A 25081-nucleotide genomic window follows, 5' to 3' on the forward strand; every position below is an offset into this window, starting at 1 on the left:
TTGTCGGTGTCCGTGGTGTCAGTCTTCAAAGAAGCGGTGATAGTCTCGTGCCGCATGTATGAGGCGGACGAGGTCTATACCCGATCCGTCGGAAATGGGTTCATAGATCACGATATATTGCCTGAAAGTAAAAAGCCGGAGGTTGGGGAACTTCGGAAAACGGGTTACGCCAAGAAGCGGATTGTCGGCAAATATCTGTGCCCGGTCTTCGAGTTTCAGCGCGAAGTCATCCGCGCGAGATTCGCTATCCTTGGCAATGAAGTTCCAGGCATCAAGGGCATCCAAAAGGAACAGCCGTCGACGACGTATCGCGCCGCGGCTCATATCTTTCCGGTGCGGAACTTGACGAGGAGGTCCTTCATCGGCTCCATCGGCTCCGAAGGGCCACTGGCTAGCCCTTTTTCGATCTCGGCCTCGAGCCCGGCAATAAATGCCGCCGCTTCCCGTTCACGTTCTTCGACCAAGCGAAGGCCCGTCGACACAACGTCGTTCGCGCCGTCGAAACGGCCGGTCTCGACCAAACGATCAATGAGATCCTGCTGCTGTTTTGTTAGAGACAAGGCGGATGTTGCGGACATGCGTGATCCCTTGGTTTGTCGTTGGCTGCAGCTTATCAAATCGACACAGTCGGCGCTTCCTAAAAATATATGGATGCGCGTACGAAGGCGCTACCGGGGAACCTTGGCCCTCGTCGCTGCGCGCGGCCGACGCGCAGCGGGTTTGACCGTGAGGTCGATCCTCACGCCTCCTTCAGCGTGCCGGCCTTCTTGGCGGCGAAGGTCGCGAGCACATCCATCAGCGTAGGGTTCAGGCAGTCGTAGGGCGGAAGGCCGAGTTCGCCGAGGCGGCTGCGAACGCCTGACATTGCCGAGGGTGGGGTGCCGCTCTCGATGATCGAGGAGACGAAGGCGGCGAAGGTCGGTTCGGGCCAGCCGGGTTCCTGGAAGCGTTCGGGGTGAACGAAGGACAGGCCCTTGAAGGCATGGTCGCGCTCGACGGGGCCGTACATGTGGACGCCGCACTCCTTGCAGGCGTGGCGCTGGATCAGCGCGTCCTTGTCGACGACCGCGAGCTTGTCGCCATTTTCGAGAACGGTGACGTTGTCGGTCGAAGCGACCGCGACAACCGAGAACGCGGCTCCCTTGGGCTTCCAGCACTTGGTGCAGCCGCAGGCATGGTTATGGGCGACCGTGCCCTTGACCGCTACCTTGACCGGGCGGCTGGCGCATGCGCAGACGAGCGTGCCGCCACCGAAATTCGCCTGGCCTTTCTTGACCCCGCCATCGAGCGCGGGGTGGATCGATACCTGATATGCCATGCTCAGCTTCTCCTCCTCAGCTGCCGATGGCTCCCAAATCAGGACCGATTTGTGAAAAAGCCGCCGGCCATTTCAAAGTCGTGCCGCATTGCGTGGTGGGTGTGTCTTGGCGCTCCCTGAGTCCTGTCGGGCAGGGTCGGACGTCGGATGCAAATCTAACAAACCGGCCTTGTGAAAACCAGCGAATCCGCAGGGTGGGGTTCGCTGGTTTGGGTCGTCAGGTCAGCGTACCGCCCTGACCATATCGACGTGCGGGATGCCGTCCTCGAGATATTCCTCGGAGGTGGTCTCGAAGCCGAAGCTGCCGTAGAAGCGGGAGAGGTGGCTTTGGGCGGAGAGGTAGATCGGGGCTTGCGGATAGCGCTCTTCGCAGACGGATATGGCCTCGCGCATGACGGCCTCGCCGAGGCGTTTGCCGCGATGATCAGGAGAGACGACGACGCGGCCGATCTTGGCGGGCGCGCCCTTGTCCGCCGGGGCGAAGATGCGGGCGGCGGCAAGGAGCTCGCCGTCCTGCAGCAGGCGCAGATGCAGGGCGTCCGCATCCTTGCCGTCGAGTTCCGGATAGGGGCAGTTCTGCTCGACGACGAAGACGTCGACGCGCATCTTAAGAAGCGCGTACAGCTCGACGGCGGAGAGCTCATCGAGCCTCCGCGCGTCGACCGTGTAGTTCGGCTGGGTGATCAATAGACCACCACGCCGCGGATCGATTCACCCTTGTGCATCAGGTCGAAGCCCTTGTTGATGTCTTCGAGCGGCATGGTGTGGGTGATCATCGGGTCGATCTGGATCTTGCCTTCCATGTACCAGTCGACGATCTTCGGAACGTCGGTGCGGCCACGCGCGCCGCCAAACGCGGTGCCCATCCAGTTGCGGCCGGTGACCAACTGGAACGGACGCGTGGAGATTTCCTGGCCGGCGCCGGCGACGCCGATGATGACGGATTTGCCCCAGCCGCGATGCGAGGATTCGAGCGCCTGGCGCATGACCTTGGTGTTGCCGGTGCAGTCAAAGGTGTAGTCGGCGCCGCCGATGAGGTCGCCATGGCGCTTGGTCATGTTGACGAGATAAGGCACGATGTCATCGCCGACTTCCTTCGGGTTAACGAAGTGGGTCATGCCGAACTTCTCGCCCCAGGCCTTGCGGTCGTTGTTGATGTCGACGCCGATGATCATGTCGGCGCCGGCAAGGCGCAGGCCCTGCAGCACGTTCAGGCCAATGCCGCCGAGGCCGAACACGATCGCGGTGGAGCCGATCTCGACCTTGGCGGTGTTGATGACAGCGCCGATGCCCGTGGTGACGCCGCAGCCGATGTAGCAGACCTTGTCGAAGGGGGCGTCGGGGTTGATCTTGGCGAGCGCGATCTCAGGCAGAACGGTGAAGTTCGCGAAGGTCGAGCAGCCCATATAATGGTGGATCTTGTCCTTGCCGATCGAGAAGCGCGAGGTGCCGTCAGGCATGACGCCCTGGCCCTGGGTCGAGCGGATCGAGGTGCAGAGGTTGGTCTTGCGCGAGGTGCAGGAATAGCATTCGCGGCATTCCGGCGTGTAGAGCGGAATGACGTGGTCACCCTTCTTCAGCGAGGTAACGCCTGGGCCGACGTCGACAACGATGCCGGCGCCTTCATGGCCGAGGATCGCCGGGAACAGACCTTCCGGGTCGGCGCCCGAGAGCGTGAAGTCGTCGGTGTGGCAGATGCCCGTCGCCTTCACCTCGATCAGCACTTCGCCGGCCTTGGGGCCTTCGAGCTGCACGGTCATCACTTCGAGTGGTTTACCTGCCTGTACGGCAACAGCGGCGCGAACGTCCATTTTAGTCTCCAATATGCTGATTTGATCGGGCGGACTTTTGCACGCGTAAGGAGCGCGGCTCAAGGAAAAAGAGCAGCGCCCGCCTTTATAACGTCTGCGTCAAAACAGCCTGTCGATGGCGGTGATGACGGCGTAGCCGTGCATGGCGATCGCGGCGTAGAGACCGAAGGAGACAAGCATGCGCTCGCCGCCGTTCATCTCATCAAGCTTCTCGCGCGGCTTGAAGGAGCCGCCGCCGATGATGCTGACGAGGGTGAAGACCAGCAGGCCGATGCCGAGATAGCGAGCCGAAAGCCCGATTTCGGCGCCGACAGCGAGGATGCAGAGCGTCACCAGAAAGCTCGCCAGGATCTGTGAGCGCTTGGTCCTGAATATCTGCCGCAGCACCTGGCCGCCATCGAAACGATGCATGGGTAGAAGATTAAGCAGGTTGAAGGCGCCGAGGATCAACAGGAAGACAAGGATGGGCGGATCGGCGGCGGCGGGAAGGATGCCGTGATCGGCGAGGCTATGGCCAAGGACGAGAATCGGCACCAGAAATGCCGACATGCCGGATCCCATCAGCGCGCAGGTCGCGACCTCGAAGAGCGAGCGGTACGGGCGGCTGCCGATGGCGATGCCGCCGAGGAAGGGAATGAAGACCATGCGGACAGAGGTGTGGCCGAACATGCGGTAGGCGGCCATGTGGCCCAGTTCGTGCAGCGCGATGACGACCGTCAGGAAGGTCGATATCATCAGGCCGCGCTGCGTGAGGCCGAGGAAGGGCCAGAGAAGCAGGGTCGAGAGGATCGCGAGCGCCACCTGCACGAGCGGATGTTCGAAATAGCCCTGCGGCTGCGAGATGCCGGTCTTCAGCCAGCCATCAAGCGCCTTCATTTCGCGGTGGAGCGCGACGTAGCGGAAGATCAGGAAGGCGAGGCCGCGATAGCGATCCGTCTGGTCGACTTCCAAGACGGCACGGCCATCGGCGGTGGGCCGGATGATGCGGCGCTCGCGATAGTCCTTCCAGAAGGAGGCATCGAGGGTGCTGTCATCGACGATGGATGACTGAAAGCCCTGCGCATTAGAGGCAAGGGCCGCCAGAGGCTCAATCGCGAGCAGGCGGCGTGTGGGGGCATCGTTTCTGTCCTGATAGCGGTAGGTCTGCTCCACGACATTGCCGCCCACCTCCATCTGCCGGCTCGATATCACCTGATGGTGCCAACTGGCATTCGAACCCATCGGGTTCATGGCGGTCCACAGCGTTTCCGGCGTGCAATCGAACGAGCGGCTGACATGCAGCGTTCTCAGCCCCAGGGGCATTCGCATCAGGAGCCACAGCATGCCGAGATTGATAGACAGCAGTAGCAGCGCGGATTGCATGACACTCATCACTTACTCCACCCGGCAGGGATCCGGATGGGTTAAAGACTAGCGGCGACGCGTTAATAAATGCGGAGCGGAACGTGACGGTCTGGTGTGCCGGAACGGGTCAGGCGAACTCCATGATGACGGCGTCCACCGCCAGGCTCTCGCCCGGCTTGGCGTTGACGACGCCGACCACGAGGTCGCGCTCAGCGCGCAGCACGTTCTCCATCTTCATGGCCTCGACGACCGCGAGCGTTTCGCCGGCTTTCACTTCCTGCCCCTCGGTGACTGCGATCGAGACGACCAGTCCCGGCATCGGGCAGAGCAGGAGCTTGGAGGTATCCGGCGGCAGCTTGACCGGCATCAGGCGGTCGAGTTCAGCGTGACGCGGCGTCAACACCTTGGATTTCACCGACAGGCCCTGCCAATCGAGCCTGACGCCGTTGAGGATCGGGCGCAGCTGCGCGGTGACCGGCTGCCTGCCGACCTTGCCGCGCCAGACCGGCTCGCCTGGTCTCCAGTCAGTGACGACGCTCAAGGTTTGCCCGGCGACCTCCATGTCCATCTCGAAGGGCACGGTTACGAGACCGTCGAGCAGGCGCACGTCGATATAGTCGTCGCCGAGCCGGACGCACCAGTGATCGCGCAGCGGATCGGTAGCGCTGCGCAGTCGGTCGGCGAAGGTTTCGCGGCGGTTGGCTTCGATCAGCGAGGCGGAAAGAGCGATGGCGGCAAGGGTGCCGCGTTGGCTCTCATCGGGCATCACGGGCGCGAAGCCATCGGGATATTCCTCGGCGATGAAGCCGGTGGACAGGCGGCCCTCGCGCCAGCGCGGGTGCTTCATCAGGGCGGAAAGGAAAGGAACGTTGTGTTCGATGCCATCGACCACGAAGCCATCTAGCGCCTCGCCCATGGCCTCGACGGCCTCAGCGCGGGTCGGCGCCCAGGTGCAGAGTTTGGCGATCATCGGATCGTAGTACATCGAAATCTCGGCGCCTTCGAAGACGCCGGTGTCGTTGCGGACGACCGCGTTGCCGGTCTTGCCTTCCTGCGGTGGACGGTAGCGCGTCAGGCGGCCGATCGAGGGCAGGAAGTTGCGGTAGGGATCCTCGGCGTAGATGCGGCTTTCGACGGCCCAGCCGTTGAGCTCGATGTCTTTCTGGGCGAAGGGGAGTTTCTCGCCTGCAGCGACGCGGATCATCTGCTCGACGAGATCGATGCCGGTGACGAGTTCAGTGACGGGGTGTTCGACCTGCAGGCGGGTGTTCATTTCGAGGAAGTAGAAATTGCGGTCGCGATCGACGATGAATTCGACGGTGCCGGCACTCTGGTAATCCACGGCCCTGGCGAGCGCCACCGACTGCTCGCCCATGGCGGCGCGGGTGGCCTCATCGAGGAAGGGCGAGGGCGCCTCTTCGGCAACCTTCTGATTGCGGCGCTGGATGGAGCATTCGCGTTCGCCGAGATAGATGACATTGCCGTGGGCGTCGGCCAGCACCTGGATCTCGATATGACGGGGATCGACGACGTATTTCTCGATGAAGACGCGGTCGTCGCCGAAGGAGCTTTTGGCCTCGGAGCGGGCGCGGTCAAAGCCGTCGCGCACTTCCGCCTCGGTCCAGGCGATGCGCATGCCCTTGCCGCCGCCGCCGGCGGACGCCTTGATCATCACGGGATAGCCGATCTCGGCGGCGATCTTTTCGGCATGCTCGGCATTTTCGATGACGCCGAGATAGCCGGGGACGGTGGAGACATTGGCGGCGCTGGCGAATTTCTTCGATTCGATCTTGTCGCCCATGGCATTGATCGCCTTGGGCTTCGGGCCGATGAAGACGATGCCTTCCTTCTCCAGCGCTTCGCAGAAGGAGGCGCGCTCGGAGAGGAAGCCGTAGCCGGGGTGGACGGCCTGAGCGCCGGTCTTTTTGCAGGCGTCGATGATCTTCTCGGCGACGAGATAGCTTTCGGCGGCGGCCGCCGGGCCGATGTGGACGGCCTCATCGGCCATCTCGACATGGAGCGCATCGCGGTCGGCGTCGGAATAGACGGCGACGGTCGATATCCCCATGCGGCGCGCCGTCTTGATGACGCGGCAAGCGATCTCGCCGCGATTGGCGATCAGAATTTTCGTGAACATGAAGACTCCACCCGTGACCTGCGTTCCGAGTCTTAAGCATAAAGACTGGAACGCACAATCACGGATAGGACACGCACGGATAGGGCACGGAGAGAAGCGTCGCGATCAGGCGACGGCCGCCTCTGTCCCGAGCCTGTCGTCGACGATCCGGAGCCAGCGGGTGCGACGCGGTGCCTCGGCGTAATCGGTGAGCGCAAGCGCCGAGACGATCTGCGACCAGCGCGGATGGTTCGACGCCGGAAGCGTCTCTTCGCCGATCTGCATCATAACCGCCCAGGTGAGCGCCTGTACCGTTATGGTACCGCCGTCGCTGAGCGCGCGCAGGATGCGCATAATGTAATCCACATCCTGCCTGGTGATTCCCCGGCGATCGATGGCGCGGCTCTTGTGATAGGCGCCGCGATTGTCCGATAGCGCCAGGCGCAGCTGATCGAGCGCAAACGCGCGCAGCTCGTCGGGCACATAGGCGGAAATCTCGATGACGTGGAGCACAAGCTCCAGCTCAACCGCCGAATGAATGACACCGTCGGTCGCGACCATGCGCATCAGCCAAGCGACGTTGATTTCGTCGAGAGAGCCTTGCGGATAGTTATATTGGACGATGAAGGCCGCGAGCTGCTCCACGAAATAGCTATTCCATTCGGGGCATTTCTCGGGGCAGGAATTGTTCAGTGCCAGCATGACGACGACGTCGTCGGCAGTTCTGATTCCCTCGGGAAAACTGTGTCTGCGCAGAAGATCGATATCCTCCACGCCAAGTCGATGCTTTCCGGCGATGACACATGCCGGAAAAGCGAGTCGAATTTCGCTCATCTTTTCTCTCCAGGCCTCATCATGAAGCCGAAGATTCTTCTAGCGCCAGCGAATTGATGTTCTCTCAATAGGCGGAGTTAACAAGGTGTTTACGGCTCAGGCCTGTTTGGCGGCCCGCGCCTGCACCCGTTCGCGCCAGATGATGAAGAGGCCGGAGGCGACGATGATCATGATTCCGATCCATTTGGAGAAGTTCGGGAAATCGCCGAACAGGGCGTAGCCCAAGATGGTGGCGGAGATGATCTCGAAATACTGGAACGGCGCCAGAAGCGAGAGCGGCGCCATGCGGAAGGCCCGGACGACGATCATGTGCACATAGCCGGAGAGCGAGCCGAGAATCAGCAGAAGCACGAGGCCGAGAATCGATGTCGGGAGCGAGACGTCGAAATCGCTGACGCCCATGCCGTTTCCGACGATGAGCGCACCGGACATGAAAAGCGTGCCGCCGATGCCGGCCATGGTCTGCATCGTCAAAGGCGAATCGGCATTGCCGATGGCGCGGTTGAGGAAAAGATAGAGAGAGAAGAGGAAGGCGCAGCAGACGGGTAGCAGCGCTTTCAGGCCGAAGACTTCATAGCTCGGCTGGATGACGATCATCGCGCCGCCGAATCCAACCACGATCGCCGTCCAACGCCGCCAGCCGACCTTGTCGCCGAGGAAAAGCGCCGAAAGGCCGGCAAGCATGAAGGGTTCGACGAAATAGATGGCAAAGACATCGGCGAGCGGCATGTATTTGACAGCGACGAAAAACAGGAGGCTCGCTGCCCCATGCAGCGCGCCGCGCAGCAGATTCATCCAGGGGCGCTTTGCCGACAGCGCGCCCCAGCCGAATATCATGAAGAGAATCGGCAGCGTGCAGACAAGCTGGAAAAAGAATCGGTAGAAAGTGACCTGGCCGGGCGACATGCCCTCGAACGTCGCCATGTACTTGGCGATCGCATCCATGGCGGGGAGGACGATCATCGCGCCGGCCATCAGCGCCATGCCTTGCAGGGGATTGTGCAGGTCGGTTTTATCGGACATCTTCGAGAAATTTCATTGGGCTGAGATCCAGCCGTTATAAACAATAAAATCTCTCGTTAAGAGATGCCGCAGACGACATATCGCGTCGTCGGGAGCCAGTTGCCCTGGCTTGTCTCACTCCTCAGGAGAGAGATGGTGCGGTCGAGAAGACTCGAACTTCCACGGGTTGCCCCACAGCGACCTCAACGCTGCGCGTCTACCAATTCCGCCACGACCGCATCGTGGTAGGTGCCGGTTTGTGCCGGCGACGCAGCATGTAGCAAAAGGTTTTTCGGGACACAAGGGCCATGTGACAGATTTTTTCAAAGAAGGTGACAGCGTTTGTAAAGGCAGCAATTCGGAGCCATATAGATGCTCGAAAAAGCCCGCGATCAAAGGCGCTGCGGGCCGCAAGGAATGGCTATGTTACGAACGGACCTCGATTTTTCCATGTTTCCACAGGCCGGCTCGCGCCCGGTGCGCTGGCGGATCTCCAATGGGCTGGTGCCCTATCAGGAGGCTGTGGATATCATGGAACAGGAAGTGGCAGCGATTGCCGAGGGGGGCGACGAGCTGGTGTGGCTGCTTGAGCATCCGCCGCTCTATACTGCCGGAACCAGCGCAGATGCACGCGATCTCGTGCAGCCCGACCGCTTTCCTGTTCACGCCACCGGGCGGGGCGGGGAGTACACCTATCATGGGCCCGGCCAGCGGGTCGCCTATGTGATGCTCGACCTGAAACGCCGCCGCCAGGATGTTCGCGCCTTCGTGGCGGCGCTGGAGGAGGTGATCATTCGCACGCTGGGTGAGATGAACGTGCGCGGCGAGCGGCGCGAGGATCGCGTCGGCGTATGGGTCTGTCGCCCCGACAGGCCGCCGCTGCCCGATGGAACGGTGGCGGAAGACAAGATCGCCGCACTCGGCATCCGCTTGCGCAAATGGGTGACGTTTCACGGGCTGTCGCTCAATGTCGAACCCGATCTCGATCATTTCGGAGGAATCGTTCCCTGCGGGATCTCGGCCTATGGGGTCACGAGCCTCGTCGATCTCGGCCTGCCGGTGACGATGGATGATGTGGATGTGCTGCTGCGAGAATCGTTCGAATCGGTCTTCGGCGAGACGGTGAACGGCTGAGCGCGGAATCAGACGGTACTGATATTGAGAAAGGGCCGGCGTTTCGTCGGCCCTTTCGCTTTTTCACGTCTACTTGGTGCCGACGTCGCGGCAGGCATCGGTGTGCGAGGCGCCGCTGTCACCACCTGCCGTATGCAGGCCGTGACCTTTTGGCGAGTCAGCGCATGGGGGGAGTGGCTTGATGCTTGCCGTCGACATCTTGTCGACCGGCGGTGCGACGCGAACGGGAGCGAAACCATCGCTGTCGTTGGTGTAGTCGTCGGAATATTCCGGCGCCTTGTGCTGCGTGTAGTGGACGGGCTTCGGTGGAGCAACTTTGACGGGAGCGAAGCCGTCGCTATCGTTGGTGTAGTCGTTGGAATACATCGGCTGGGCGAAGGCGGCGCCGGAAAGGCAGAGGGTAAGCACGGCTGCGGCGGCTGCAAATTGAATGCGCATATCAGATCTCCTCAATCCATTGTTGCACACAATGTGACGTCCATTACCCTCGGCAAGAGCAAGTTCGCGCCTCAATTGAGGCCGGATTGTGAAGGGGATCTGACAGTCGCGCGCACGTTTTTTCACATGAAATCACGGCGCCGCGACTGCGTTTGATCGCTATTTGATTGGCCTTGCGATTCGCTAAACCAGCGAGTGACGCGGCGCCATCTCGGCAATCATGAGATGATGTTTTCGGCCAAAACAACCCCGTTTTGACCGAAAATGTTAGACAACGTTGCGCAGGTCCGCCGTGTCGATCAGCTCGTCCACCAGTTCCGGCGTGAGCTCGCTGAAGCTCTTGATGATGTGCGTCGGCTGCAGGCTTTCGATCGGAACGTCGGAATAGCCGAAGGGCACGGCGATCGAGGGGATCGCGGCATTGCGCGCGACGAGGATATCGTTGGCGCTGTCGCCGATCATGATCGTGCGCTTGGGGTCGCCGCCAGCCTTTTCGATCGTGCCGAGCAGATGGCCGGCATCGGGCTTGCGCACCGCGAATGTGTCGCCGCCGGTGATGGCGTCGAAATAATGGGTGAGCTGCAGGCGCTCCAGCAGGGTGCGGGCAAGACCTTCCAGCTTGTTGGTGCAGACGGCGAGTTTGTATCCCTTGGCCTTCAACTGATCCATCGCGTCGATCAGTCCGGGATAGGGGACCGTCGCGCCCGGCATGTTATCCGTGTAGTGCGTGATGAAGCGTTCGAGCAGTGCAGGAAATTGCTCGGGCTCCAGCGGATGCCCCTGCAGCTTGCAGGCTCTTTCGATCATCACCTTGGCGCCGTGGCCGACCAGATGCGTCAGGTCGTCGTAGGTGACCGGCGCAAGATCAAGTGCTGCGATCGTGTAATTGAGGCTGTCGACAAGGTCGACATGGGTGTCGAGGAGGGTTCCGTCGAGATCGAAGACGACAAGGGCAGGGGTCAATGGAGTTTTCGCCTGTTCAGTTGGGATGCATCCGAGTTAAGCGATGAAGGCCGCAAAAGCAACGCTTTGGCCCGGCCTGGCAGGCCTCCCGCATGTGCTTTGGATTTCGAAAGTCTGACGTTATTTTGGCTTTCGTTTGACTGGCTGGCCGTGTAAACAACGCAACCAACGTAACAATGCGTAACGTAACACTGGGAGTAAGCGGCGCATGGACGCCCGCGAAATGAAGATCAAGGCCGCGGCTGCGGCACTCGCCCATGTCGAGCATGGGATGCGTCTCGGGATCGGAACCGGAAGCACGGCCGAGGAATTCGTACGGTTGCTTGCCGAGAAGGTCGCCGACGGTTTCAAGGTCGAGGGCGTTCCGACATCGGAGCGCACGGCACGGCTTTGTGTCGAGCTCGGCGTTCCCCTGAAATCGCTCGACGAACTGCCGGAACTCGATCTGACGATCGACGGCGCCGACGAGGTCGATGCCGCGCTCGGGCTGATCAAGGGCGGCGGTGGAGCCTTGCTGCGCGAGAAGATCGTTGCCGCCACATCCGGCCGCATGATCGTCATCGCCGACGAGAGCAAGCTGGTGGAGACACTTGGCGCGTTCCCGCTGCCGATCGAAGTCAACATGTTCGGCCTCGTTTCGACGCGCATCGCGATCGAAAAGACGGCTTCGAGGCTTGGCCTTTCGGGTGCGTTGTCGCTGCGCCAATCCGGCGACGGCAATTTCACCACGGATGGTGGACACTACATTATCGATGCATCTTTTGGCCGTATTCCTGATGCAGAGGCGCTTTCAACTCAGTTGAATGCGATCCCCGGCGTCGTGGAGCACGGGCTCTTTCTCAATATGGCCGCGCTGGCGATCATCGCCGGTCCGGCGGGCGCGCGCGAGCTGCGGGCAACAAGGTAACAGGAGTTGGAACTCATGAATAAATTTGCAGGTTTTGGCCGTTTTGCTGCTGCGACCGTCATTCTCTCGGGTGTTGTCCTGGGCTCTGTAGCCCACGCGCAGGAAGCATCGCCGGAACAGCTGAAGGCAGCCCGCGCGGCTATCGACGCAATCGGCGCCACCACACAGTTCGACAATATCCTGCCGGGCCTCGCAGAGCGCCTGAAGGCCGACCTGATCCAGGATTCGCCGAACTACCAGGACCAGATCACAGCCGAAGTCGACAAACAGGCGCTGGCGCTTGCACCGCGTCGCGCCGATCTCGAAAAGGAAGCGGCGGTCACCTACGCCAAGGCGTTCACGGTCGAGGAACTCAACGCCATCGCCGCCTTCTACGGCTCGCCGGTTGGCCAGAAGCTCCTGAAGGACGGCCCGATCGCTTCGCGCGAAACCGTCAAGGCCGCTGACATCTGGGCGCAGGGCATCTCCCGCGACCTCCAGAAGTCGACCAGCACCGAGCTTGCCAAGGTGATCAAGCCGGCCCCGGCCGCCGGCACCGATCCGGCAGCTCCGGCTGCAAAGCCTGCTGCCAAGCCGTAAGGCTCGCATCATCGCTCAATACGAAGCCCCGGTTCGCCGGGGCTTTTGTTTTTGGCGATATCGGTACTATATCAAGCCTTCCTTCCATCTGACGATTCCTTCCTTCTGATGTTTTGTGCCGGAGATCCCCATGACAGCCTATGATTACGACCTCTTTGTCATCGGTGGCGGCTCGGGTGGGGTGCGCAGCGCGCGCGTGGCGGCCGCACTCGGCAAGAAGGTGGCGATCGCCGAGGAATATCGCTACGGCGGCACCTGCGTCATTCGCGGCTGCGTGCCGAAGAAGCTGTTTGTCTACGCCTCGCAATATCATGAGCATTTCGAGGATGCGGCCGGCTTCGGCTGGACCGTCGGCGAAAGCACGTTCGACTGGAAGAAGCTGATCGCGGCAAAGGATGCCGAGATCACCCGGCTCGAGGGGCTCTACAAGAAGGGTCTGTCGGGCGCCAATGCCGAAATCCTAGACACGCGCGCCGAACTCGTCGATCGGCACACGGTGCGGCTGGTCAACACCGGCAAGACGGTAACGGCGAAGACGATCGTGATCGCGACCGGCGGGACCCCGAACCTGCACGGCGCGCTGCCCGGCCACGATCTCTGCATCACCTCCAACGAGGCGTTTCATCTCGAAGAGCTGCCACGCTCGATCGTGATTGTCGGCGGCGGGTATATCGCGGTGGAATTCGCCAATATCTTCCATGGGCTCGGAGTCGAGACGACGCTCGTCTATCGCGGGGCGGAAATCCTGTCGCGCTTCGACCACGATCTGCGCCGCGGCCTGCACGAGGCGATGGTGGCCAAGGGCATCAAGATCCAGTGCCACGACATGCTGAAGAGCGTGGCGAAGGGCGAGGACGGACTGGTCGTCGAGACGCTGAACAACGGAACGATGAATGCCGACGTGGTGATGCTGGCCATCGGTCGTGTGCCGAACACGCATGGGCTCGGGCTCGAGGCGGCCGGCGTCGAGACGAATGCGCAGGGCGCCATCGTGGTCGATGACTACTCTCGCACCAGCGTCGAGAACATCTATGCGCTGGGCGATGTCACCGACCGGGTACAGCTGACGCCGGTGGCGATCCACGAGGCGATGTGCTTCATCGAGACCGAATACAAGAACAACCCGACGAAGCCTGATCACGACACGATCGCGACCGCTGTTTTCTCGCAGCCCGAGATCGGCACCGTGGGGCTGACCGAGGAAGAGGCCGGCAAGCGCTACAGCGACGTCGAGGTCTATCGCGCGCAGTTCCGGCCGATGAAGGCGACGCTTTCGGGGCGTACCGAGAAGATGATCATGAAGCTGATCGTCGATGCGGCGAGCCGCAAGGTCATCGGCGCCCATATTCTCGGCCATGACGCCGGCGAGATGGCGCAGCTGCTCGGCATCACGCTGAAGGCCGGCTGCACCAAGGACGATTTCGACCGGACGATGGCCGTGCACCCGACCGCCGCCGAGGAGCTCGTCACCATGTATGCGCCGAGCTACAGGTTGAAGGATGGCGTGCGGGTCTGACGCGCGTCAGGTGATATTACCTCTTAGCTGGTAATACGGGGCGAGCTGATGGTCTTCAGGAAGAGGGCCTTCATCGCTGCGGAGATGCCTTCGGTCGGCGAAACCTCGAAGTAGAGGCCCGGCGATGCGCAATCCGACATGCGCGTCGGGATTTCGCTCTGGAAGGGCTTGATCCAGCTATTATACCAGCTGTTGCTCGGCAGTGGCAGGTAGGTCGTGTAGAGGATGGCAATCTTTACGCCTCGATCCTTCAGCGGCTTGCAGAAGGACGTGTCGATCGGTTCCTGGCAGCGACCACCTGTCGTCTTCTTGGTGCAGCTCGACGGCTTGTAGGCGTCGGCGACGCCATCGGAAACGAAGAACAATATTTTCTGGCGATCGGTATTCGAGTTGCCGCTGCCGGCCGGCTCGATGATCGTATTCATCTGCGTGAGAGCGCTGTCGAAGCTGGTGAGCTGGTCGGAATTGTAGTTCTGATAGGGGATGGTCATCAGATCGACTGCGTCGGTATAGGCCTTCACTTGGGTCAGGTTGGAATTCAGGCTGGAAATCGTCGTCAGCTTGGCGTCTTCGGCTTTGGTGCCGAAGGTGTAGACGCCCATGCGAAACTGGTCCGACGTGACACGCTCGTTCTTTGCCGTATCGGTCAATGCTTGTGTCGCCTGACGCACGACGTCGATACGCATGTTGACGCCAAGGCTTTTGGCAGCCGTATAGTTGTTGCTGGCCTGGTCCATCTGATGGCAGGCAAAGGCGCAGCCGGTCTTGGCCTGCAGCTTCGAGACATCGTCAGCCGTCGCGCCCACGCCCATGGACGGTGTGTTGTCGAGGAGCATGTAGAAATCCATGAACGACGCGGTCTGATACTGAGCCGTCGCGGTGCCCGAAATCTTCATCGATGTCTGGCCCAGGATCTGCATGAAGCTCGTCGATACGGCTGCGCTGAAGGAGACTGTCGAGTTCAGCGTATTGGACGTCTTGGTCACGTCGATCGTGAGGTCGACCGGCAGGTTGCCGGTTTCACCCGACATCTGGGAAAAGAAGATGTTGTGTGCATCCGTCTTGGCGATCGGGATCGGGCCGTTGCCTGTCATCGTCATGGCGGTGGCGACGGCGTCCGAACTTTGGGCGATGGCGCCCACGGCGGCAGCGTCGGCTGCCGCCTGAAGCTGGGCGCGGACGCTGAGCGCATGTGAGAAATCAACCGAAAGGCCCGCGGCACCGACCAGCGGAACAGTGAGCAGGGCGGTTATCATGCCGACATTGCCTGAACGATCCGCGACGAAACGACCGAATATGCGCATGGGAGAAGCCTGGGGAGTATCCTGGGAATTGAAAATTCATGCGTCAAAAAACCGAAGCATCATGCCTCGCCGTGTCAAAACAGGACGATCCTTAGCGTCCAAGCATGAATTAGATACAAAGCGTCTTGGTATATCGAACGTTAAGCGCGCTGCCGGCGTTTGAAAACGCGGCCGCGAATACCTTTATAGGGCGTCATTGCATGGCGCGATGAGGCGGACAAAAGCGCGCCGAACCCCGCTATGCAAGATGAAGCTAAACGGCTATAAGCCGCCAGTATTTTAAAGACGGGATATCCGGCCGGTACCGGATACTGAGACAGGTGAACGAGATGGCACAGAATTGGACTCCGAACAGTTGGCGGCAAAAACCGATCCAGCAGGTTCCGGATTATCCGGATCAGGCAGCAGTTGCGGCGACGGAAGCCCAGCTGGCGTCGTATCCTCCGCTCGTTTTCGCAGGCGAGGCGCGTCGTCTGAAAAAGCATCTTGCCAATGTGGCCGAAGGTAACGGCTTCCTCTTGCAGGGTGGCGATTGCGCCGAGAGCTTCGCGGAACATGGCGCGGACAATATCCGCGACTTCTTCCGTGCTTTCCTGCAGATGGCTGTCGTGTTGACCTATGGTGCGCAGCTGCCCGTCGTCAAGGTTGGCCGTATCGCCGGTCAGTTCGCCAAGCCGCGCTCCTCGGGCATCGAAACGCTCGATGGCGTGTCGCTGCCGAGCTACCGCGGCGATATCATCAACGGCATCGAGTTCACCGAGGAAGCGCGTATTCCGAACCCGGAACGCCAGGCCATGGCTTACCGCCAGTCGGCCGCGACGCTGAACCTTCTGCGCGCGTTCGCGATGGGTGGCTACGCCAACCTCGAGAACGTGCACCAGTGGATGCTCGGCTTCATCAAGGACAGCCCGCAGGGGGAGCGCTATCGCAAGCTGGCGGATCGCATCAGCGAGACGATGGATTTCATGAAGGCGATCGGCATCACCGCCGAAAACCAGCCGAGCCTGCGCGAGACCGATTTCTTCACCAGCCACGAAGCGCTGCTTCTCGGCTATGAAGAAGCGCTTACGCGCGTCGATTCAACCTCGGGCGACTGGTACGCCACGTCTGGCCACATGATCTGGATCGGCGACCGTACGCGCCAGCTCGATCACGCGCATGTGGAATACTGCCGTGGGATCAAGAACCCGATCGGTCTGAAGTGCGGCCCGACGCTGCAGGCGGACGATCTGCTGAACCTGATCGACGTTCTGAACCCTCAGAACGAAGCCGGTCGTCTGACGCTGATCTGCCGTTTCGGCCACGACAAGGTCGCAGAGCATCTGCCGCGCCTCATTCGCGCCGTCGAGAAGGAAGGCCGCAAGGTCGTCTGGTCTTGCGATCCGATGCACGGCAACACGATCACGCTCAACCACTACAAGACCCGCCCGTTCGAGCGGATCCTGTCGGAAGTCGAAAGCTTCTTCCAGATCCATCGCGCGGAAGGCTCGCATCCCGGCGGCATCCACATCGAGATGACCGGCAAGGACGTGACCGAATGCACGGGTGGCGCGCGCGCCGTGACGGCAGAAGACTTGCACGACCGCTACCACACGCATTGCGACCCGCGTCTCAATGCCGACCAGGCGCTCGAGCTCGCCTTCCTGCTCTCCGAGCGGATGAAGAGCGGCCGCGACGAGAAGCGGATGGCCGTCAACGGCTGAAGGCTGACCGCCCGATGATACTGAATTGAAGGAGCCCGGCCATCGCGCCGGGCTTTTTCATTGCACCAGCACGGATTGCTGGCAGCGCGCATCGGTGAAACGCACATCGGCCTCGCCGATCTTGATCCCGAGCATCAGCAGCGTGTTGTAGAGCACGTCGTCGAGTGGTGCGGTGACGCTCGACAGCGTATCGGCGATCGCCTGCATCACCGCCTTGTTGGTCCCGAGCGTCAGGATCAGCAACTGGATCTGGATATCGGTGCCGGCGATCAGCGACTGCACGGCGGAGGTCAAAGTGTCCCTTGTCGAGACATTCTTGATCGCCTTGTTGGTGATGTCGTTCGGCTGGAATGTCAGGCGCGTCTTGCTGGTGTTGGTGAGGTTGATGTCGGCCAGCGCGTTCACCTTGAGGAGCAGGGCGTCGATGATGCTGGCTGATGTGACGCGGGGCTTGGTGCCGAAATTGGCCATGGCGGTCGGATCGACATCGCCAAGCGCGATCTCGGCGACCCCAGGCACGACATCGACGCCGATGCTGGCGCTTTTCGGGCCGCCGCCGAGGCAGGCGAAGCTTGCGAGCTTGGCTTCGGCATAGGCGGCCTCGACATAGAGCGGTACGCGAACCTTGATGCCGGCGATGGTGCTGAGCCCTGTTACGCCGGCTTCTATGGCAATGCGGATCTGCGCGGTGCGCACCGCCGATCCCGTGGTGCCGATCGCGTTGGAGGCGATGCCCTTGGGGCGCTCGCCGATCGCGATCTTCAGCGTGACGCTGGTCAGCCCGGGAACCGTGCCGGCGAGATTGACGCCGACCTGCTTGCCCTGGTTGGCGGCGAAGGCGCTTGCCGAGATGATGTCGAGAGCGCTTGCCTCAAGCAACAGGTGCGAGCCGGAGCCGATCATGCGCTCGCCGACAGAGCCGAGGCTGAGCAGGTTCTGCAGCTTGACCTTGATCTGCGTGGTGCCGAGCCCCTTCGACAGCGAGGTGATGGCCTTGCTGACGGTTGGCGTCAGGCCTTGCGTGGCGGCCAGCGTGTCGAGCAGGCGCGGATAGGAAATGTCGGTTGCCAGCAGGTCGTCATAGGTACCGGCGGTGAGGTTCAGCTTGGTCGCGAGAAGGTCGAGATAGGACAGGAGGTCGATATTGGCGGCGGCGAGTGCGTCGTAATCTGCCACCTTCAGCGAGACTGTCGTGCCGAGCAAGCCGCCGAGAACGGCATTGAGGATGCCGCCGTTGAGACTCGCCAGACGCGAGCCGACGGAGAAGGCGGCGAGCTTGGAGGCGGATGCGGTTCCCGTTGCGCCGAGTGTCGGAGGTGGGATGATGGAGGCTGCGAAGGTCAACTGCGCCTTCTGCTGAATCGCAACCTTGACGGCATCATAAGGCTGGGTGCCGGCCACGAAGCGCTGTGCCAGCGGCACGGCGGGGTCGGCCAGATAAATCCCTGGCGTGTATTGGACGACGGCATCGTAAGTGTCGAGCTGGGCGGCGTTCAGCAGCTTGGTTCCAGACGATGTTGCGTAAGCCACGCCTGACTTTACGGCGACGTTCAAGCCGTTCTGCTGGTAGTTCGTGACCAGGTTGCTGGCGGCGTTGTTGATGTCGGAGGCGGCGACGATGGCGCCGATATCGCTCAATTGCTGCAGGCGGCGCTGCTGCAGCGTCATCGCCCCATAGTCCACGCCGAGCGCAAGCGTGGAAATGATCAATGGCGCCGAGAGCGCCGCCATGATCGCGATGTTGCCATCCCGGCGGGTGCTGAAACCCGCCAGATATCGCCTCATGCCTGCTTTCATATACCACCCATGCGGATCGTGGCGAAGCGGCGGATCTTGGTGTCCGGAAGCGGGAATGTGTAAAGATTCCAGATCGGTAGCGCGCTGGCGTCATACTCTGTCGTGACCGTGAACTGATTGGCGTTCGTGGGGTCGGTGGCGACGGTGACCTGGAGTTTCTTGCGGTCGATCAGCGGGTCGTTGAGGGTCGAGAGCGCGATGTAGTTGTTGACGAGCTGGGCGCGTTCCTGCTCGGAAAGGCCGGCCACCGCTGTGCGTGCCGCATCCGCCGTCAATTGCTGCAGCGCATGCGCGGCGCTCAGGTAGATGCCATAGGCGATCAGGGTGAGAAGAACGAGCAGGAAGACTGGTGCAACGATTGCGAACTCTATCGCGGCCGCACCCTGCCGGTTGGCGAGAAGACGTCGGGCATTCCTCATGCACTGCACTCCTTGCAATGGCCAACGCCGCAGCGAAGACAACCGAAGGATACATTTAACCGTCTTAATTTTTGCTTACCTAATAAACCCCATGCGTGTACCTGCAAGATATCAGGGTGTACGGAAATGGCGCGCTATTCCTGTGGCCGGCTAATCTGTGCGCCGGCCTGGGATCAGTTGCCGAGCTTCTGGGTCAGTCTGGCGATATCCTCGCGCAGCGCGGCGATTTCGGTCATCACCTGCATGTCGATCTTCTGGTGCAGAGACAGCACTTCCAGCTCGGCCTTCAGGTTGACTTCGTAGTCCTTGGCAGCCTCGAAGCGGTCGCGCTCGGCCTGCCGGTTTTGGGACATCATGATGATCGGCGCCTGGATGGCGGCGATCATGGAGAGGACGAGATTGAGGAAGATGAAGGGGTAGGGGTCGAAGGCGCGGGTCGACAGGATGATCGTGTTGATCACGCACCAGACCGCCAGGAAGACCAGGAAGGTGGTGATGAAGGCCCAGGAGCCGCCGACGCGGGCAATGCTATCCGCCATCCGCTCGCCGAAGGACGATTCGGCTTTCAGCGCGGCATTGATATCCGTCGAGATGATCTTGCGCGCATGCGCCTTTTCCAGCACGCGCTTTTCGATGTCGCCGAGTTCATTGGCGGACTTGTCGAAATGCAGGTGGACGAAACTGGAGAGATTGTTCATGGCGCGACTCCCGATCAACTTATGTTGGCGGGGAGTATTCCGTTCTGCGCCAGGAATGCAATGCGGCAACGTGCATGCCTGCCGTGCTCAGGAGCCCTCGGCTCGCAGCCAGGAGTGCTGCGGGAAAAAGCGCTCGACGGTCTGCGCCTTGCCGAACATCACATCGTGCTGGAGATAGCGATAGTCGCGGACCAGCGGATCGATGGTCTTGGCGTCGCGAACCCAGTCCGGCGAGGCCGTGTTGTCGCGGGTGATCAGCTGGTAGCGGTCGACGATCGGGTACTTCTTCTGCACGCGGCCGAGGAAGCCGGTATAGAAGGGGTGCTCATAGCCGGCGAATTTCAGCACGTGATAGGGCAGCTGCGACGGGCTGATGGTGCCGACGTTCTGCTTGACGCCCTTGCGGTTCGACCAGATGACCAGCGGCGTTTCGTGCTCCTGCTTCATCACGCTGACGGAGGCGCGGCGGGTGGCGACCTGGTCGGGCATGTAGCCGGTATTCGTGTAGACGCTGCCGAGCGGCGGCAGGTGGTCGCCCCAGAGAACGATGATCGTCTCGCGGTCACGCTTGGAGGCCCATTCGGTCAGCATCTTGAAGCTCTCGTCGGCCTCCTTGACGCCCTGCGTGTAGGTTGCGAGCGTGGCGCGGTCGGCGTCGGTCAGATTGCCGGTGAAGTCGACCGTGTTGTTGGCGTAGCGGTTGGCCTCGTAGGGGCCATGTCCCTGCAGGGTGACAGCGAAGAAGAAGAAGGGCCGGTCGAGCCCGTCGGCTTCCTGCATGATCTCCTTCATCAGGCTGTCGTCGGAGGCGAAGATGCCGCGCTTTTCCATGGTCGGCATGGTTTCTTCGGTGCGGAATTCCTCGAAGCCGAAATCCTTGTAGACCTCGTTGCGGTTCCAGAACCAGCCGCTGAACGGATGCAGTGCACGGGCCGCATAGCCTTCGCCGCGGAAGAAGGTGGCGAGCGAGGGGATGTCGTTGCGGATATACTGCTGGTAGGGGATGCTGCCATAGGGCAGGAAGGCATTCGAGAAACCGGTCAACGCCTCGAATTCGACATTGGCGGTCATGCCGCCGAACTCCGGCGAGAAGACGTGGCCGGATTGGGCCGCGCGGATCGTCGGCATCGGGTCTTCGGAGAATTTCAGCGTCTTCAGGCGCGTCGGATCCCAGAAGGATTCGCTCATCAGCATGATGACGTCAGGCTTGTCGCTCGGGCCGCTGAGATAGCCGTAATTGCGTGACGGAATGGCGTCGAGCGCCTGCGCATTGAGGCCGGCGGGCGAGGCGACGTCGGCCATCGGGATATTGAAGATGAAGGCGAGGATGAAGCCGTTGCTGCGGTAGTTCTCTTTCTGGTCCCACATCATCGGCACCACCTGCAGGCGGTCGCGGATATAGGAATATTGCGAGTAATCCATGAGCGAGCCGAAGGCGGCGATGACGGGAACCGTCAGGCAGAGATTACGGATACGGTTGCGGCGCGCCATCTTCGGCAGGCGGCGCCAGGCGTAGCGCCATGCCAGAACGAGGCCGGTGACGGAGAGCAGGATGCCGACGGCAACCGCGATAGCCGTCATCGGGCGGTCGCGGACCATGACGGGCAACAGCTCGAAAATCTGGCGGCCGAACAGCATATCCGAGGGATAGAGCGGATCGGAGAGGTAGTGCTGTTTCTGATTGGAGACGAGCGCCGGCACGAGGACGAGCGGCAGCACGACGAGTGCAGACAGGAAACGGCGGCCGAGGATCGCATCGACGCATAGCATCACGATGGTGAGCATGACGACCGTGGTCATGCCGGGGCGGGCCGTGGAAGACAGAAAGGCGCCCACGTCGGTTGCGCCGCCGCGCGCGATCACTTCGACTGAGAAGGTTGCCAAAAGCGCCATCACCGCCGTCAAGGCGACTGCAATTGCGCCGCGCAAGATGGAAGGGCGGGTATCCGCGCCAACGCCACCATAGAGCGCCGCTTCGCGCATTGCCGCTCCGGACTTAAAAACTTGCGCGATCAATGGCGGAACTCCAGCGTCATCATAACGTCATCGAACTGTCACATCTTCGTCATGAACGCTAGATGAACCGTAGTGGTTTCCTCGTCTTAACGCTTTTTTGATCACAAACTTTTCAGTAGCCGGTTGCCTCATTTCGCGTGGGCCCGGGACGGAGCCTGCCATTGCGGTGCGGAGGCGATCCTTGCGTGCCTTATTTAGCTGTCGTAGGTCATGGATATGTTCGCGTCAGAGGAGAGTTTGCATGCGCAGTTCCGTCGAGATCTACAACGTCAAGACGGGCGAGGCCCGCATCATCTGGCAAACCGAGAGGCTGGTCGAAGCCCCCAATTACGCCCCTGACGGCAGTTATCTCCTGCTCAACGACGAAGGACTGCTCTATCGGCTGGCGCTCGACGGGTCGGCGAAGGTCGAGCATGTCGATACCGGCTTTGCGACCGCTTGCAACAACGACCACGGGATTTCGCCGGATGGCACCCGCATCGTCATCTCCGACAAGGTCGAGTTCGGCAAGTCGGCAATCTACACGCTGCCGATCGAGGGTGGGGCGCCGCAGCTGGTGACCACCAATCATCCGTCCTACTGGCATGGCTGGTCGCCTGACGGGAAGGAGCTCGCCTATTGCGGCATTCGCGGCGACCTGTTCGACATCTACACGATCGACGTGACCGGCGGCGAAGAGCGGCGGCTGACCAACGGCGAGGGCCGCAATGACGGGCCGGATTATTCGGCCGATGGCCGCTGGATCTATTTCAACTCTAGCCGCACCGGCCTGATGCAGATCTGGCGTATCCATCCCGACGGGACCGGCGTGGAGCAGGTGACGCACGACAACTACGGCAACTGGTTCGCGCATCCATCGCCCACGAACGACAAGGTCGTGCTGATCTCCTACGACCCCGATGTCTTCGATCATCCGCGCGACAAGCATGTGCGGATGCGGATCATGGATATGGACGGCGGCAATCTGACGACGCTGTTCGAGCTGTTCGGCGGACAGGGATCGATCAATGTTCCGAACTGGTCACCAGATGGAGACGAGTTTGCCTATGTCCGATATTTCCCGGTCGAAGCTTGAGCGATTGCATAAGGCGCGGTTTGTCGGCATAGGTGGCACGTCGGGTGCCCGCAGGCTTGCGGGAGAATCGGGAATTCGGTGCAAGACCGGAACGTGCCCAACGCTGTAAGGCCGACGTCTGCCGCTTTATGCCACTGGCGCTCTTAGCCGGGAAGGTGCGGCACACGGATGACGCCAAGTCAGAAGACCGGCCCGACAATCATAGACTGACCGCCTGGACAGCGGCCGGTTGTGTTGTTGGGGATTGACGATGCGACCAGACCAATCTGGCTCTCTTGCGAGAGCCGGTGCCTTTTCGGCGAGCGAGCGCGACGCCGTTTACAGAGCCATCGAGACCAGACGCGACGTGCGATCGGAGTTCCTGCCGGATCCGGTGCCTGATGATGTGATTGGACGGCTATTGGCTGCCGCCCATCACGCGCCGTCTGTCGGCTTCATGCAGCCGTGGAATTTCATTGTGGTGCGCGATCAGGTCGTACGAACCACTGTGTGGGAAGCCTTTGCCAAGGCCAATGCCGAGGCGGCGGAGATGTTTTCCGGCGAGCGGCAGCAGGCCTACCGCGCCCTGAAACTCGAGGGCATTCGCACAGCACCAGTCGGCATCTGCGTGACCTGCGATCCGGATCGCTGCGGCGACGTGGTGCTGGGGCGCACGCATAATAGGCGGATGGATTCGTACTCCACCGTCTGCGCCGTGCAGAACTTGTGGCTCGCGGCGCGCGCCGAGGGCGTCGGCGTCGGCTGGGTCAGCATTTTCCACGAAACCGATCTGAAGCGGGCGCTCGGCGTGCCTGATCGGATCGAGATCGTCGCCTGGCTCTGTGTCGGTTATGTCGATCAGCTCTACGAGGAGCCGGAGCTCGCGGTGAAGGGCTGGCGGCAGCGATTGCCGCTGGAGGAGCTGGTGTTTACGGATCGCTGGGGCGAGGGCGCTTAACCCGCGACGCCTGCTATTGCTTCTGCGCCGGCGGTTGCTGTGGCTGAGCGCCGGGCATGGCTGGGTGCTTGAGGTCGATCGATCCCTGATCGCCGGCGAGGAACTGCGGCCCCACCTGGCGCACCTTGCCGGCGCTTGGATCATAGGGGCGATCGGGGACCTGCGCCTGGGGTGCGGGCTGCTGAGGCGTGGGTTGGGTTTCGGGCTTGGCGGCGGCGTTGTTCGGGGTTTCGATCGTGGTGATCGAGCTCTGCGGCGGCGGGGCGCTTACAGATTGGTTGCGGCGCATCTGTTCATAATAGGCAGGCAGGTTGCAGCTGCAGGAGGATTTTTCGCCGGGCTTGCGGTTCTTGTAGGCGAACGCGTTCGGCATGGCGCTGTAGGGCGCGCCTGTGGAGGCAGAGATCATGTTCTCCGTCTCGCCGCTGGAGACGTCGTGATAGTAGAGCTCGGTTTCGATGCCGGGGCACATCTGCTGGCAGGTGTTGGCGTCGCGGGCGAAATCGAAGGAAGTGGCGTTCGAGCGGATGGGGAAGAAGCCGCCGTCGCAGCTGCGCACGCAGATCGTGTTCAGATGCGTCAGCGGCTGGCCGCCGGGCGAGAACTCGTAGGAGCGCTGTCGCTCGCCGCCGAGCGGAATGAAGGTATCGCTGCGCATCGCCTGATCGTCGATGCTGGGCGGGTTCGCATATTGCGGCTCTTCATATTGCTGCACGGGCGCGTTGCAGTTGTTCTCGTCGAGTGCGGCGAAGAGTTCGTTGCGCAGGCGGGCGTCAGGGCTTTGCGCGCGCAACTCGTCACGGCGCATCTGCAGGTCGGCGATGTTGTCGAGCATCTTCGCTTCGGCCTGCTCAAGTTCACCGCAATAGCCTGCATTGTCGCCGCCGATGACCACCATGCTGCCGCTGCTGCAGCCGTTGCGGCGCTGGTCGCTTCGCAGCTTGCGCAGTTCCAGATTCTGTTCGGTGATGGCGCTGGCGAAGCGGCGTATTTCGGGCGACATGCCACCGCCGATCGTCTCGGGGACGGTGGCCAGACGGGCGCGCAGCTGACCGCAGATCGGCGCCATCTGCGCGTAGGCAGGGGCGGAAAGGGCAATCAGGAGTGCTGCGGCCAGCGTGAGGCGTTTCAAGGCATCGTCCCGTCAGTGAGCAAATACCAAATGGCGAA

The 25081-nt window shown here is 61.5% G+C and carries 24 protein-coding genes, 1 tRNA gene and 1 riboswitch; of the genes, 7 read left to right on the forward strand and 18 right to left on the reverse strand.

What is annotated here, in order from left to right:
• Window positions 1-18: 18 nt before the first annotated feature.
• From D460_RS0130130 to D460_RS0130175, 10 genes are all read right to left on the reverse strand, one after another.
• On the reverse strand, window positions 19-324 hold the full coding sequence (locus tag D460_RS0130130) for a type II toxin-antitoxin system RelE/ParE family toxin (RefSeq protein WP_018902340.1): 306 nt from the start codon (window positions 322-324) through the stop codon (window positions 19-21).
• A complete protein-coding gene (locus tag D460_RS0130135; RefSeq protein ID WP_018902341.1) occupies window positions 321-578 on the reverse strand; it encodes a type II toxin-antitoxin system ParD family antitoxin in 258 nt (85 codons plus the stop codon). Before D460_RS0130135 ends, D460_RS0130130 begins: the two co-directional genes overlap by 4 nt.
• Window positions 579-739: 161 nt before the next feature.
• A complete protein-coding gene (gene gfa / locus D460_RS0130140) occupies window positions 740-1318 on the reverse strand; it encodes an S-(hydroxymethyl)glutathione synthase (RefSeq protein ID WP_018902342.1) in 579 nt (192 codons plus the stop codon).
• Window positions 1319-1540: 222 nt separating this feature from the next.
• Window positions 1541-2002, reverse strand: a complete 462-nt coding sequence (locus D460_RS0130145) for a GNAT family N-acetyltransferase (RefSeq protein WP_037112424.1) — start codon at window positions 2000-2002, stop codon at window positions 1541-1543.
• Window positions 2002-3129, reverse strand: a complete 1128-nt coding sequence (locus D460_RS0130150; RefSeq protein WP_018902344.1) for an S-(hydroxymethyl)glutathione dehydrogenase/class III alcohol dehydrogenase — start codon at window positions 3127-3129, stop codon at window positions 2002-2004. The genes D460_RS0130145 and D460_RS0130150 overlap by 1 nt, the downstream gene beginning before the upstream one ends.
• A 99-nt stretch (window positions 3130-3228) precedes the next feature.
• Window positions 3229-4500, reverse strand: coding sequence for a hypothetical protein (locus D460_RS0130155; RefSeq protein ID WP_018902345.1), 1272 nt, complete (start codon window positions 4498-4500; stop codon window positions 3229-3231).
• Window positions 4501-4600: 100 nt separating this feature from the next.
• Window positions 4601-6610 carry an acetyl/propionyl/methylcrotonyl-CoA carboxylase subunit alpha gene (locus D460_RS0130160; protein ID WP_018902346.1) on the reverse strand — a complete coding sequence of 670 codons (2010 nt, stop codon included), beginning with the start codon at window positions 6608-6610 and terminating at the stop codon, window positions 4601-4603.
• Window positions 6611-6715: 105 nt separating this feature from the next.
• Window positions 6716-7423, reverse strand: a complete 708-nt coding sequence (locus D460_RS0130165) for a hypothetical protein (protein WP_018902347.1) — start codon at window positions 7421-7423, stop codon at window positions 6716-6718.
• Window positions 7424-7519: 96 nt separating this feature from the next.
• Entirely contained in the window at window positions 7520-8446 is a 927-nt protein-coding gene (locus D460_RS0130170) for a DMT family transporter (RefSeq protein WP_018902348.1), read from the reverse strand.
• Window positions 8447-8579: 133 nt separating this feature from the next.
• Window positions 8580-8664 (reverse strand) — tRNA-Leu (locus tag D460_RS0130175).
• Window positions 8665-8842: 178 nt separating this feature from the next.
• Between D460_RS0130175 and lipB the strand changes: the two genes are divergently transcribed.
• A complete protein-coding gene (lipB, locus tag D460_RS0130180) occupies window positions 8843-9559 on the forward strand; it encodes a lipoyl(octanoyl) transferase LipB (protein WP_081620013.1) in 717 nt (238 codons plus the stop codon).
• A 69-nt stretch (window positions 9560-9628) separates the two neighbouring features.
• On the opposite strand, the gene D460_RS0130185 is transcribed toward lipB, so the two are convergent.
• Together D460_RS0130185 and D460_RS0130190 are read right to left on the reverse strand one after the other, a co-directional pair.
• Window positions 9629-9997 carry a hypothetical protein gene (locus tag D460_RS0130185; protein ID WP_018902350.1) on the reverse strand — a complete coding sequence of 123 codons (369 nt, stop codon included), beginning with the start codon at window positions 9995-9997 and terminating at the stop codon, window positions 9629-9631.
• Between the two features lie 267 nt (window positions 9998-10264).
• On the reverse strand, window positions 10265-10960 hold the full coding sequence (locus tag D460_RS0130190; RefSeq protein WP_018902351.1) for an HAD family hydrolase: 696 nt from the start codon (window positions 10958-10960) through the stop codon (window positions 10265-10267).
• A gap of 208 nt (window positions 10961-11168) precedes the next feature.
• Between D460_RS0130190 and rpiA the strand changes: the two genes are divergently transcribed.
• From rpiA to gor, 3 genes are all read left to right on the forward strand, one after another.
• Window positions 11169-11867, forward strand: coding sequence for a ribose-5-phosphate isomerase RpiA (rpiA, locus tag D460_RS0130195; RefSeq protein ID WP_018902352.1), 699 nt, complete (start codon window positions 11169-11171; stop codon window positions 11865-11867).
• A gap of 15 nt (window positions 11868-11882) precedes the next feature.
• Entirely contained in the window at window positions 11883-12446 is a 564-nt protein-coding gene (locus D460_RS0130200) for a DUF2059 domain-containing protein (protein WP_018902353.1), read from the forward strand.
• Between the two features lie 130 nt (window positions 12447-12576).
• Window positions 12577-13962, forward strand: a complete 1386-nt coding sequence (gor, locus tag D460_RS0130205) for a glutathione-disulfide reductase (RefSeq protein ID WP_018902354.1) — start codon at window positions 12577-12579, stop codon at window positions 13960-13962.
• Window positions 13963-13985: 23 nt separating this feature from the next.
• Here gor and D460_RS0130210 read toward each other — a convergent pair whose 3' ends face one another.
• A complete protein-coding gene (locus D460_RS0130210) occupies window positions 13986-15266 on the reverse strand; it encodes a VWA domain-containing protein (protein ID WP_018902355.1) in 1281 nt (426 codons plus the stop codon).
• A 329-nt stretch (window positions 15267-15595) separates the two neighbouring features.
• Between D460_RS0130210 and D460_RS0130215 the strand changes: the two genes are divergently transcribed.
• Window positions 15596-16969: a 3-deoxy-7-phosphoheptulonate synthase class II gene (locus tag D460_RS0130215; protein WP_018902356.1), complete on the forward strand. Its 1374-nt coding sequence runs from the start codon at window positions 15596-15598 to the stop codon at window positions 16967-16969.
• A gap of 57 nt (window positions 16970-17026) precedes the next feature.
• On the opposite strand, the gene D460_RS0130220 is transcribed toward D460_RS0130215, so the two are convergent.
• The 4 genes from D460_RS0130220 to D460_RS0130235 form a co-directional block, all read right to left on the reverse strand.
• Window positions 17027-18754 carry a pilus assembly protein TadG-related protein gene (locus D460_RS0130220; RefSeq protein WP_018902357.1) on the reverse strand — a complete coding sequence of 576 codons (1728 nt, stop codon included), beginning with the start codon at window positions 18752-18754 and terminating at the stop codon, window positions 17027-17029.
• Between the two features lie 8 nt (window positions 18755-18762).
• Complete coding sequence (locus D460_RS0130225; protein ID WP_018902358.1) at window positions 18763-19185, reverse strand: TadE/TadG family type IV pilus assembly protein; 423 nt, start codon at window positions 19183-19185, stop codon at window positions 18763-18765.
• Window positions 19186-19358: 173 nt separating this feature from the next.
• Window positions 19359-19883: a DUF1003 domain-containing protein gene (locus D460_RS0130230; RefSeq protein WP_018902359.1), complete on the reverse strand. Its 525-nt coding sequence runs from the start codon at window positions 19881-19883 to the stop codon at window positions 19359-19361.
• 87 nt (window positions 19884-19970) lie between these two features.
• Entirely contained in the window at window positions 19971-21866 is a 1896-nt protein-coding gene (locus D460_RS0130235; protein ID WP_018902360.1) for an LTA synthase family protein, read from the reverse strand.
• Window positions 21867-22140: 274 nt separating this feature from the next.
• Between D460_RS0130235 and D460_RS0130240 the strand changes: the two genes are divergently transcribed.
• Together D460_RS0130240 and bluB are read left to right on the forward strand one after the other, a co-directional pair.
• Window positions 22141-22974, forward strand: coding sequence for a TolB family protein (locus D460_RS0130240; protein WP_018902361.1), 834 nt, complete (start codon window positions 22141-22143; stop codon window positions 22972-22974).
• 25 nt (window positions 22975-22999) lie between these two features.
• Window positions 23000-23185, forward strand: a riboswitch (cobalamin riboswitch).
• A 39-nt stretch (window positions 23186-23224) separates the two neighbouring features.
• Window positions 23225-23911 carry a 5,6-dimethylbenzimidazole synthase gene (gene bluB / locus D460_RS0130245; RefSeq protein WP_026283710.1) on the forward strand — a complete coding sequence of 229 codons (687 nt, stop codon included), beginning with the start codon at window positions 23225-23227 and terminating at the stop codon, window positions 23909-23911.
• A gap of 13 nt (window positions 23912-23924) precedes the next feature.
• Here the strand turns inward: bluB and D460_RS0130250 are convergent, their stop codons facing one another.
• The gene (locus tag D460_RS0130250) at window positions 23925-25043 is read right to left on the reverse strand and encodes a DUF2865 domain-containing protein (RefSeq protein ID WP_018902363.1); all 1119 of its coding nucleotides are present in this window, start codon (window positions 25041-25043) and stop codon (window positions 23925-23927) included.
• Between the last annotated feature and the right edge of the window lie 38 nt (window positions 25044-25081).

The sequence above is a fragment of the Rhizobium sp. 2MFCol3.1 genome, assembly GCF_000377565.1.
Taxonomy (GTDB): Bacteria; Pseudomonadota; Alphaproteobacteria; order Rhizobiales; family Rhizobiaceae; genus Rhizobium.

Excerpts from the sequence above, each read along its gene's own strand:
- D460_RS0130130 (WP_018902340.1), bottom strand. The coding sequence starts at position 324 with ATGAGCCGCGGCGCGATACGTCGTCGACGGCTGTTCCTTTTGGATGCC.
- D460_RS0130135 (WP_018902341.1), bottom strand. The coding sequence starts at position 578 with ATGTCCGCAACATCCGCCTTGTCTCTAACAAAACAGCAGCAGGATCTC.
- gfa (WP_018902342.1), bottom strand. The coding sequence starts at position 1,318 with ATGGCATATCAGGTATCGATCCACCCCGCGCTCGATGGCGGGGTCAAG.
- D460_RS0130150 (WP_018902344.1), bottom strand. The coding sequence starts at position 3,129 with ATGGACGTTCGCGCCGCTGTTGCCGTACAGGCAGGTAAACCACTCGAA.
- D460_RS0130155 (WP_018902345.1), bottom strand. The coding sequence starts at position 4,500 with ATGAGTGTCATGCAATCCGCGCTGCTACTGCTGTCTATCAATCTCGGC.
- D460_RS0130160 (WP_018902346.1), bottom strand. The coding sequence starts at position 6,610 with ATGTTCACGAAAATTCTGATCGCCAATCGCGGCGAGATCGCTTGCCGC.
- D460_RS0130165 (WP_018902347.1), bottom strand. The coding sequence starts at position 7,423 with ATGAGCGAAATTCGACTCGCTTTTCCGGCATGTGTCATCGCCGGAAAG.
- D460_RS0130170 (WP_018902348.1), bottom strand. The coding sequence starts at position 8,446 with ATGTCCGATAAAACCGACCTGCACAATCCCCTGCAAGGCATGGCGCTG.
- lipB (WP_081620013.1), top strand. The coding sequence starts at position 8,843 with ATGGCTATGTTACGAACGGACCTCGATTTTTCCATGTTTCCACAGGCC.
- D460_RS0130185 (WP_018902350.1), bottom strand. The coding sequence starts at position 9,997 with ATGCGCATTCAATTTGCAGCCGCCGCAGCCGTGCTTACCCTCTGCCTT.
- rpiA (WP_018902352.1), top strand. The coding sequence starts at position 11,169 with ATGGACGCCCGCGAAATGAAGATCAAGGCCGCGGCTGCGGCACTCGCC.
- D460_RS0130200 (WP_018902353.1), top strand. The coding sequence starts at position 11,883 with ATGAATAAATTTGCAGGTTTTGGCCGTTTTGCTGCTGCGACCGTCATT.
- gor (WP_018902354.1), top strand. The coding sequence starts at position 12,577 with ATGACAGCCTATGATTACGACCTCTTTGTCATCGGTGGCGGCTCGGGT.
- D460_RS0130210 (WP_018902355.1), bottom strand. The coding sequence starts at position 15,266 with ATGCGCATATTCGGTCGTTTCGTCGCGGATCGTTCAGGCAATGTCGGC.
- D460_RS0130215 (WP_018902356.1), top strand. The coding sequence starts at position 15,596 with ATGGCACAGAATTGGACTCCGAACAGTTGGCGGCAAAAACCGATCCAG.
- D460_RS0130220 (WP_018902357.1), bottom strand. The coding sequence starts at position 18,754 with ATGAGGCGATATCTGGCGGGTTTCAGCACCCGCCGGGATGGCAACATC.
- D460_RS0130225 (WP_018902358.1), bottom strand. The coding sequence starts at position 19,185 with ATGAGGAATGCCCGACGTCTTCTCGCCAACCGGCAGGGTGCGGCCGCG.
- D460_RS0130230 (WP_018902359.1), bottom strand. The coding sequence starts at position 19,883 with ATGAACAATCTCTCCAGTTTCGTCCACCTGCATTTCGACAAGTCCGCC.
- D460_RS0130235 (WP_018902360.1), bottom strand. The coding sequence starts at position 21,866 with ATGCGCGAAGCGGCGCTCTATGGTGGCGTTGGCGCGGATACCCGCCCT.
- D460_RS0130240 (WP_018902361.1), top strand. The coding sequence starts at position 22,141 with ATGCGCAGTTCCGTCGAGATCTACAACGTCAAGACGGGCGAGGCCCGC.
- bluB (WP_026283710.1), top strand. The coding sequence starts at position 23,225 with ATGCGACCAGACCAATCTGGCTCTCTTGCGAGAGCCGGTGCCTTTTCG.